Origin of the sequence: Spirosoma sp., assembly GCF_048594605.1 — a bacterium.
Classification (GTDB): domain Bacteria; phylum Bacteroidota; class Bacteroidia; order Cytophagales; family Spirosomataceae; genus Spirosoma.
Genome location: NZ_JBMDWV010000019.1, coordinates 1 through 9825, shown reverse-complemented (window position 1 = coordinate 9825; position 9825 = coordinate 1). Strand labels below are relative to the sequence as shown.

Annotated in this window: 9 protein-coding genes and 1 pseudogene; 4 read left to right on the top strand and 6 right to left on the bottom strand. The window is 49.2% G+C overall.

All coding sequences use genetic code 11. The annotated features are described in order from the left end of the window. Nucleotides 1-219 (bottom strand): annotated as a pseudogene (locus ACOJS8_RS00960) (hypothetical protein); the annotation flags it as partial. 906 nt (nucleotides 220-1125) lie between these two features. Here ACOJS8_RS00960 and ACOJS8_RS00955 point away from each other — a divergent pair. Together ACOJS8_RS00955 and ACOJS8_RS00950 are read left to right on the top strand one after the other, a co-directional pair. Next, complete coding sequence (locus ACOJS8_RS00955; RefSeq protein ID WP_420146658.1) at nucleotides 1126-3096, top strand: TonB-dependent receptor plug domain-containing protein; 1971 nt, start codon at nucleotides 1126-1128, stop codon at nucleotides 3094-3096. A 242-nt stretch (nucleotides 3097-3338) separates the two neighbouring features. Then, nucleotides 3339-3527 carry a hypothetical protein gene (locus ACOJS8_RS00950; RefSeq protein WP_420146657.1) on the top strand — a complete coding sequence of 63 codons (189 nt, stop codon included), beginning with the start codon at nucleotides 3339-3341 and terminating at the stop codon, nucleotides 3525-3527. Here the strand turns inward: ACOJS8_RS00950 and ACOJS8_RS00945 are convergent. Further along, entirely contained in the window at nucleotides 3524-3703 is a 180-nt protein-coding gene (locus ACOJS8_RS00945; protein ID WP_420146656.1) for a hypothetical protein, read from the bottom strand. The two genes, ACOJS8_RS00950 and ACOJS8_RS00945, sit on opposite strands and share 4 nt — an antisense overlap. 11 nt (nucleotides 3704-3714) lie before the next feature. Here ACOJS8_RS00945 and ACOJS8_RS00940 point away from each other — a divergent pair, with 11 nt between their 5' ends. Both ACOJS8_RS00940 and ACOJS8_RS00935 read left to right on the top strand, forming a co-directional pair. Continuing rightward, nucleotides 3715-4149 (top strand): hypothetical protein, encoded by a 435-nt coding sequence (locus ACOJS8_RS00940; protein WP_420146655.1) that lies wholly within the window; start codon nucleotides 3715-3717, stop codon nucleotides 4147-4149. A 96-nt stretch (nucleotides 4150-4245) separates the two neighbouring features. Then, nucleotides 4246-4635, top strand: coding sequence for a hypothetical protein (locus ACOJS8_RS00935; protein WP_420146654.1), 390 nt, complete (start codon nucleotides 4246-4248; stop codon nucleotides 4633-4635). Nucleotides 4636-4647: 12 nt separating this feature from the next. Here ACOJS8_RS00935 and ACOJS8_RS00930 read toward each other — a convergent pair whose 3' ends face one another. From ACOJS8_RS00930 to ACOJS8_RS00915, 4 genes are all read right to left on the bottom strand, one after another. After that, nucleotides 4648-5058: a response regulator gene (locus ACOJS8_RS00930; protein WP_420146653.1), complete on the bottom strand. Its 411-nt coding sequence runs from the start codon at nucleotides 5056-5058 to the stop codon at nucleotides 4648-4650. 160 nt (nucleotides 5059-5218) lie between these two features. Next, on the bottom strand, nucleotides 5219-7417 hold the full coding sequence (locus ACOJS8_RS00925) for a PepSY domain-containing protein (protein WP_420146652.1): 2199 nt from the start codon (nucleotides 7415-7417) through the stop codon (nucleotides 5219-5221). A 68-nt stretch (nucleotides 7418-7485) separates the two neighbouring features. Beyond that, nucleotides 7486-7980, bottom strand: a complete 495-nt coding sequence (locus ACOJS8_RS00920) for a DUF2271 domain-containing protein (protein WP_420146651.1) — start codon at nucleotides 7978-7980, stop codon at nucleotides 7486-7488. Between the two features lie 2 nt (nucleotides 7981-7982). Next, nucleotides 7983-9482, bottom strand: coding sequence for an ankyrin repeat domain-containing protein (locus ACOJS8_RS00915; protein ID WP_420146650.1), 1500 nt, complete (start codon nucleotides 9480-9482; stop codon nucleotides 7983-7985). Nucleotides 9483-9825: the final 343 nt, after the last annotated feature.

Here is a 9825-nt window from a genome sequence, read left to right as displayed (position 1 = left end):
GCTAAAGGGGATGCCTGTGCCAATCAATAAATTTTTTGCTACAAAAGAACCAGCTGAGGGGGTGAAACGGGCTGACCATGATTTAGAAGCAGACTGACCGTGATCCTGGTAGGTTATGTTGCCCACCTGAATTCCAACTTGCCAGCGGCCCTTTTCTGTCTGTGCTTGTATGTTGCTACAAGCACCAAGCAGCATAATAACGTATAAGGCTTTCTTCATGGCTTTGTCAACTTGTTAGTAGGTTAAAGTTACTAACTTGCATCAACAGAAAAGCCTGTATAGCTATGGTTTAAGAATAATTAACGGAGTAAAATAAAAAAGCCAGGGAGAAGTGTATAGTACTTTTTACATAAGTGCTTTTGCACTATTATTATGTGAAGGGATAGAGGCAAGGTTACTTATTTACTGACACCCCGTTCCGGATGCGGCTGTGATAGTTATGAAAGGGGCGGGATGACAAAGTATGTATTCCTTTTGGGATAGCCTCCCTCTCGATATTGAAAGTAAAACGTAGAGTCCTTACCTAGTAAGCTCGTACTCGGCAAACCCTTAAAGACGAGAGTATCCAAGTTCGCTACGACACAGTTCTGTAAGGTCTGAGCGGAAAAGCCTTTCCAATCCCTGCCAATGGGTTTACCATCCAAAACTTGAATAACGAGCCCCCCACAATAATTTGTGATAAAGCGGCCTTTTACGCATCGCTGATCGACAGATACATGACCGTTGCAACTAAGCAAGGTAAGCAGGCACAAAATAGCTATTATTCGCATAGTATAGGTTTTTCAAACTAGACCTAAATCGTATACTAAGCGTTGGAAATACAGCCTTAAAACGGTTGTATGCATGCTGATATTCACTGATTTCTAATACTAATGTATAAAATTGTATAAATAATTCGGTAGTAAATAACATCAGGCGTGTGCGTGTCGACTGTTATAAATAATACTTCTCCGCTTTAGGAAATTCCCGTTTAGTGCAATAAAAAGGGTAGGTATTGTTAGTCGACCTTTGCTCACGCAGGCCGGTTTGTTGACGTTTTTTAGGTAATTTCCCAGAAACTCGCTGTTGGGAATCAGGATACTTTATTTTTGCGGGCGTTTTACCAACTGGCATCTGCCCGAATACATGATTCGAATTTTTACGCTGATACTGACAGGACTGTTTCCTTCGCTCATTCAGGCTCAGGCGACAATAGCCACCGATACAACAAAAAACCTGGCTCCCGTGTACGTAACGGCTTCCCGGCTGCAACAAACAGCCACCGAACTGGGACGTAACGTAACGATCCTGCCTGGGCGGGATATAAGTCGTTTTCCGGTCAATTCGCTGGACGATCTACTTCGTGTGCTGCCTTCCATTGATGTACAGAGTCGGGGAAGTTTTGGCGCTCAGGCAGATATTACCTTACGAGGCAGTACGTTCAATCAGGTACTGATTCTGATTGATGGCATGCGTATCAACGATCCATTGACGGGACATTTTGCAGGATATTTCCCGATTACACCAGCCGAGATCGAGCAGATCGAAATTGTTCGCGGGGCTGGCTCTGCCGTGTATGGCCCCGATGCCGTGGGGGGCGTCATTAATATCGTAACGAAAACGTTCGCTGTTCGGACGCAACAGGCCAGTGTTACCGAAGGCCAGGCCACTCTACAGCGGGGCGAATGGAATCTATGGAACGTGAATGCCGGAGGTTTCCGGCAAACGCAAAAACTGCGCGTAAGTGGAGGAGTATTGGTGAATACTACGTCAGGGCAGGCGCTGGCTGCTCCCAGTACGCAACGGAATGACGTTGATCTGAAAACGTACTCACTGTCAGGAAGTTATAGCTTTACGCCCAAAATCAGCCTGGCGGCACGGGCTGCGTTCGATCGGCGGGACTTCAATGCACAATGGTTTTACACGACGAGTACAGCCGATCAGGCGCGCGAAAATACCCTGCGAAATTTATATCAGGGCCAACTGCGAATCCGGGAAAGTGCGCGGCAGCAGACTGAAGTGCAGTTCACGCATATTTACTCAACGGATCGCTACGTGTTCAATCCGGACCCAGCCTTTGTGCCTAGTAATCACCAGATGCAGTTCACGCTAGCACAGATAAATCATTTTATGCAACTGAACGACCACTGGAAGGCCAGCGTAGGCGGCCAGTACGATAACCGACAGATTGAGTCGAACGACCGGGGTAATCATTCGACCTGGCACGGGGGGCTGTACGGTATCCTGACGGCACAGACTACGTTCGGACTGACGGCAACGGGAAGTCTGCGTTTCGACTCTGATCAGTCGTTCGGGCAGGAATGGGTGCCGCAATTGAATCTGAGTTATTCGCCACTGGCGAAACTGGTCTTGCGCGGATCGGTCGGTAAAAGTATCCGGGCAGCCGATTTTACAGAACGCTACACGTCCAATAACCTGCCTGGCCCGTTGTCGTCGGGGCGCAACATTGGCCTGCCCAATTTGCAGGCCGAACGGGCACTGAACGCCGAACTCGGTGCCGACTGGATGCCGACTTCGGGCGTTACGGTAAAAGCAACCGGGTTTCTGCGGAATGGAACCAACCTGATCGATTACGTGAGCCTGTCGGGCGAGGAGGTAATCCGGCAGACGGGTCTGAGCAACGTAGCGACCGACCGAACGTACCGGCTGGCGCAAAATCTGTTCCGTGTAGAAACGCGGGGTGTTGAGGTTGAGCTATGGGTGAAACAGCATCTTGGTGCCAAAATTATGCTAGATTTTATGGGCGGCTATACACACCTGAATACGGCCAGTCCGGTTGCTTCTCAGTATCTGGCCAACTTCGCCCGCCATCAGCTAAACAGTTCATTGATCCTGACGTCGGGCCGATTTAACATTAGTCTGACGGGGCAGTACAAGGTTCGAAATCAGGCTGCGGCAGAAGCCATTAACCGGCGGCTGACGACGGATTATAAAGTCATTCATGCGAAAGCCGAATATGCGCTTATTCCCAGACAGCTGTACGTAACGGCACAGATTCAGAACCTCTTCAACGAGCAGTACGCCGATCTGCTCGGCGCACAAATGCCGGGTCGGTGGGCGATGGGAGGGCTACGCTGGCAATTGCGTAGTAACTAACGTAGTACTCAAAGAATGACCAATACCTATCGGATTAACTCATGATCCTGGCAGGGGGCCAGGATCTACTACGTATTATCTGGACAGCATCAGGATCGATAATAAATCAGATAAATAACGCTGTTTGCTTTGATTTACAGATAATTAGCTCCACCTTTGAGCCGATCAGTTTATACTGAGTCTCTTCTCCGTCCTCTGTGATCTAAGCTGCCGGTCAAGTCTCTCTTTACTCAGCCGCTTTTATGAATCAGCAGACATTACTCATTAAGAATGACCAGGCCCGTCGCAGATTTAGACAGGATTGCCATCTCATCAGCAACAGTATCGCCCGATTGCACGACCGCAACCAACGCCTGTCTAACAGATTGGTAGCGATCATCGATAAGCAGACCCGTTTGCTTAACCGACTGAAAAACATGACAGCGCGTTAGCTTCTTCGACGGTTTTCCTGAAGACCGTCTGAATGATTGTAGCTGCGTGCCTGACCGTTGATGCCCCGAAATGCTCGCTCGTTTCGTTCGTCGTTGGAGCGTCCGTCTTCCCAAATTTGCCGCAGATCGTTACGAATTTTAGTCCTACTTCGGAAAGTAAACGGCAGATTAGTCATTTACATCAGGCATGGTTGGTCGCTTATTACTATCCTCTCAATTTCTTCGTAACGTACTGTTCGCCGGTTCCTCGCAACGGCTTGCTGCGCTTTTACCTTATCAATCCATGAAATTTTTTCTTCCTCTAGCCACCAGCGAAGCGCAGGCTGAACGGATTCATGCCCGTATTGCCGACCGCTTGAAAGCAATGGGCTATGAAATAACCACCCATCGAATCGCCAGCGTTGTGCATCGCCGGGAAGGAAGGATAATCAAGGATGCCGTTGGTTATCCCGCTGACAATGACGAGATTGTATTAGCTATTTTCAAGAATGAGATCGGGTATTTTGTCTGCACCTACAGTCAGGGCGCCGTTTGGGGGCACCCCGTCACAATCCGGTATGCAATGGTTGAATCGGCAGAGGATTTTGATCAGGCAGATTTTAACCAAAAAGGTCCGGAATAGCTTACAATACCAAAACATACGCTTTTATCAACAGCACAGCGCTTGTGGATACGGGTCTTTGTACAACAACTCAGCTTTCACTCAATCAGTAAACAAATGACGATCACCTTCGAAGCCGTCCAGTTGCCTTTTAAAGTAGGTGACACGATTTTTGTCAATGAGCACCATGACCAGTATGTTGACAAGCAGGCCGGGAAAGCCCACCCTTATTTTGAAGCCCAGATTGAGCGCATCTTTTTCGATGGTCGACTGGAAGAAATGAGCGTAGTTACCGAGCCCGTCGATACCTTCGAGATGAAAGTTTCAACCGCCGTGTATGTGGTCAAACCCAGTGGCAAATACGACGAGTTGATGCGGCTGCCGATCAAAATCAGCATCCCCATTAAAGAGCCAAAACTGTTTGCCACGGAGGATGAGCTAACGGCCTATCTTCAGGATCGTGACCAGATTGAGAAAGACATTCTGCCCGACAGGCCTCAGCAGTAAACCCATTTACCCTTACGCGTTTTGATTGGTTTGCAGCCAGTATTGGCCCACCTGAGCAATCATCTCCATCTGGGCGCTGAACTCAATTGGCTTTCGGATAAATGAGTTGGCCCCCGCCTGAAACAGTTCCCGAATCTCGGCCGAACTGGCGTCTGCACTCATCATCACTACGGGAACGGGCTGATAAGCAGGGTTCTGCTTTAGCTGGCACAGGGTTTGATAGCCATCCAGAACAGGCATATGCCGATCCATCAAAATCAGGGTGGGCAGCACTTGGGTCAATACCAACTCATCTAACAGAGCTTGTCCATGCTCGAATAAATGAATTGGGTAATCAGGAAAGGAGAGAGCAAAAATTCGTTTAAGGATAAAGCGAAGGTCAGCTTTGTCTTCAACTACGCACACATACTTATCTCTGACCATAACTTGCTTTAAGCCAACTCAATATAATAAAAATTGGGCTCGCCCTAAAAAGAGATGGTCAAAGTGTTTTGTTCAAAGTATTCCTAAAAGTCCAATATTTTTAATCTGTGCATCCGTAAAAAACAAGGCTTTATGTACCATCTTCCTATACGGGTATGCCTCAATAACAATCCATTAGCACCTGATTGTGCGACTGATAATGACTCAACGGCTTACCCAGTTTATTCAGGCAAAGGCTATTTAGCAGCGCCAGTACATCCTTTTGCATGGCCAGTGAACCGCAAAGCATAACAACGCCCCCGGTCAGCAGGACATTGACAAGGAAATCGGCGTCGCGACGTAGCAGATCGCTAACGTACTGTCTGTCGCCCTCGCGTGAGTAGGCAACGTGCAGGTTCGTTAGTTTTTCGACCGAGAGACTCGTTTCCAGCAGATTCCGGTATACATCGAAGGACGTAGCATTACGAAAGCCGCAATACAGATGACAGGGCGTTTTTGCCTTATTCTGATTAATCATGCCCAGAAAAGGTGCAATCCCCGTACCGTTGGCAACCATCACGACAGTGGGCGCCTGTTTCGGAAAATGGAAATGCGCATTTTCCACGAGTCGGGCACGTAGCGTCTGGCCGGGTGCAAGCTCGTGCAGAAAACCCGAACCCAGCCCGTTCGGGTGGAGTCGCACACTCAATTGCACTTCTTTGTCGACTATACCAATCGAATAAAGCCGCTCGCGGTGGTCGTTGGCGGGATAAATGGCCAGCAAATCGCCCGAAGTAACGCTACGTCGGCGACCAGTCTGCATCCTGACCAGGAACGTACCGCCCGGCTGGTTGATACGGGTATTGGCTGTTACCAGTAGTGTTTCCAGCCTATGATCGGGTGTTTGTAGCTCGCCCAGCGGAATGGTCATCGGTCGATCGGCCTGCTGCGACCACGCTTCGGTCCAAAGACTAAAATCGGCCAGAGAGCGATCGTTGACCGTATGAATATCGACCAGCGAACTGGCCCACGATTGCTGCGACAGCAACGTATTGACTTCAAACGCAAACTGGCAAAAATCGGGGTAGGCTCTCGATCCGAACCCGACCACCGAGTACGTTATCGGCTGTGCTTGTGGGTAGTTGTTCAGCAACGTAGCAAACTGGCTGGCGTTGGTCGGTGCGTCGCCGAGTCCATACGTAGCGGTCATCACAATGAGGTGCTCCGCCAGGGGGAACGTAGCGTACTTATTTAGTTCTGTCAGATGAACTTTCTCGCCCTGCTTAAGTAGCTGCTCCTGCACTAATCGGGCGAACCGGAACGTACTGCCATTCTCTGATCCGACCAGAATTATAAATTGGCTTTCGTGGGCTTTGTACTTGTTTTTGAAACGGTTAGCCCGCCGTTTCAGCGTAATGAAAAATCCTGAGTAAATAAAAAACAGAATATTTACGCTGGCAATCGCCAGAATAATTGCCCATACCGCACTGGTCCGGCCCGTGTGCAGATTCAGGCTCAGGTTAGTCAGCAACGTAGCGGTCGGGTACGGAGTTTCGGTCAGTACGTCGCCGGTAAGTTGATTAACTGTCAGTTCGCGGTCACCGAGTTTGAGCGTATAATAATCTTCAACGTCGTCCGAAAACGGAAATTCAATGCTTTGGACGTCGGCCAGTTTCGTTCGCTGGAAAATTGGCATGTCAGCTAACTCTCGTTCGGGTTTCGACCGAACAGCGTCGAGATCGACGTCAGGCGATATGATTTTTGTTGAACCGACCAACTCGAACCGGGCCAGCGACAGGTACGTTCCCGACAGAGCAATCACGAAGATGGGAATAAGCGACAGGCGACCGAGTACAACGTGATAATACTGCGCGAAATTGTCGCGGACGATACGGGTAAAAAAACGCTTGAGCCCCCGCTGCCGCTGAATAAGCAATGCCGTGCCCGACACCGTAATCAGCAGGAGCAGGAAGGCAGTCAGGCCAATAAAAAAACGACCAATTTCCTTTAAAAAAAGCGACCGATGCAGGGCCGTTACCCATTGAAAAAACTCGCTTTGCTGGGTAGGCTTTCCCAGTACGTTGCCCGTTCGCGGGTCGATGTAGGCCGTCAGATTTTTACCGTCGGTATCGCTGCCCGTAAGCTGCACAAAGCCATGTGTATCAACGCTTAGTTCGCTGATTTCGGAAAAGCTTTTTTTAAGAATAGGAAGCGTCTGCGCCAGTGTAATGTCGCTAAATCCGTCAACCCGATACGGCTGCATTTTCTGCAAAACAGGTTCAAACGCCAGGATAAAGCCCGTAACGGCTGCGAGTGTCAATAAAAGAAAAGAAGATACAGCCAGGGCTAAGTGGCTGTATCTCCAGACAGAAATGGTCATGTAACTGATTACTGTAAGTTTGGCGTTCTTCCGCTTAACAATCGCGGACGAGCTACGACCTACCTGTTTTAATTGGTGCTGTTGGGGCTGAAACGAACGTAGCGAATATAACCCTTCCCTTCACTTTTTGCCGAAAGACCTTCGGTCGTGAGCGGAATTTCGAGGTCTTTCACGTAGTATTCCTTATCCTCAACCGCACTCTCGAAGCGTAACTTATAGTCCTTGTTTACCTTCGAATTGTCGATGTCGAGCTGAACAACGCTACGGTCACCGCCCGCAACCGACGCGCCGGTGATGGCACTGATATTGGGCGTTTTTTTGCCCAGCGCCTTATGCCATTCCTTTACGTCGGGGTACCATTTTTTATTGGAGCCCAGTACGGAGAGCGTTTTTTCGTAGGCACCTTTTCCGTTAATCAGCGATACCACTACGTAAGCGCCTTCGCCCATGTAGTTCGACATCTGAATCATACATTTGTACTGCGTTGTTTGCGCCAGCGTAGCCGATGAGCCCGTGACAAACAACGCCAGAACCAGCAGGCCTATCTTCTGTAAATCAGACATACTTATTTTAGGAAAGTGAGCGATACGTTGCCTTTCGAAAGCGATTCGTTTTCGCTGGCCAGATCGAAGGCGGTTTCTTTAAAATTGGTTGGAACGTCTTTCTTCGCGCCAATTGACAGCAGATATTTCAGGATGGCGTCGTCTTTCGAAACCATTGCCGCTTTGTGCAATGCGGTAATTCCGTCCTTGTTTCTGGCGTTAACATCAATCTGAAGCGGCTCCAGCTTTTTCACCAGCCCCAGGTCATTTTTAGTTACGGCCAGGTGATACAGCGTATTGCCGTTTTTCTGGGGTGCTTTTACGTCCAGCCCTTTTTGCTGAAGCAGCGCCAGTTTTTCCGAGAACTCATCTTTCCGTTCACCGCCCTCGCCCCGCGCTCCACCCGGTGCCGGGCTCGCCTGAACCAGATAAGCTGCCAGATTATCACCTGCTTTGTCCGTTACATTCACATTGGCCCCTTTACTCAACAGGTAATTCACTACGTCGGGCGAGTTGCCTTTTACGGCCAAAGCCAGTGCCGTAGTACCTTTTTCATTAGCCTGATTGATGTTTTTTACGTTTGGCATCAGCATTTCCAGCACCGTTACGTCCCGATTCGACGCAGCCGCATTCATGAACACCGTATTACCTTCTTCGTCGGCCTGGTTCACGTCAACGCCTTTGCTCAGGAAATACTGGATAAGTTCGTTTTGGCGAGGACGACGAACGATAGCGTGCAGGGCGTTTTCACCATTTTTATTAACGACGGTTGGTTTCAGCTTCAGGCTTTCCAGATATTGGAATACCTCTGGCGAGTTTGGGCCCCGACGCGATCCCTGACTGGCCATGATGAACGCGTTGTCCTGAGCGGGTACACCTTTTTCCAGCAATGCTTTCATAATCGCAATGTTCCCGCCCCGTGCGGCATAGCTGAACGCATTGTTGCCAGCCGCATCGGTACTTTTCAGATCCAGCCCTTTCGATACAAAATAGTCGGTCAGTTTCAGCTCCTTATCATTGGCAATGGCAATCAGCAGCGCATTGGCACCGTCGTGATTCAGGTCTTTTTTCAGGTTGGCCCCGTTTTTCAGGCACAGGTCGTATACCTGCGTATTCGACTGACCGCCCGCTGCGGCAAAATTCAGAACCGTCATGCCATGATTGTCCTCTAAATTCGCTTTTGACCCCTTGCTTAGCAGGTATTCCATCAGCTCTACGTTCCCTTTGCTGGCGGCCCAGTGGATATAAATACGTCCGTCGTGAGTCAGCTTCGATACGTCGTTGCCAGCCTGCGACAGCAGATAGTTGACCGTTTCATTAGGAGCGCCAGCATTGATCGCCATTACGACAGGGTCGAATCCCATAGGATTGAGCTGCGACGGATTACTGCCTTTTTCTACCTCAGCCTTTACCTGAGCGGCATCGGGCTTACTTTGCCAGAACGACTGGTCCAGCAGGGTATTTTTCTGCGCCTGAGCGGTCAGGGCAAAGCTTATCAGTATGGCGCTAAGAAATTTTTTCATAGAGCTATGAACGGGGATATGGGAAAGACATACGGTTATCAATACCTGTACCAACGAGTTTACGTATATATTGCACAAATCTAATAAGAATTAATCTAAATAAGGATATCGGTTGAGCAAGTCGGCGAAATTAGGTCGGTCGACAGACGGTAAGCACTGAGCAACTTACCTGTCTTATATCTGTCAATCCATTACAGACAAGCGTGCGTTAACCTAATACAGGAGCGAATTACGTAACGAATTGGCTTGGCACTATAACGTAGCGCGGTCCTTCGGGCCGCGTAACCATAAGCCAGCTGGATCTAATTATACCAGTTTAGCTCACGGTTACGCGGCCCGAAGG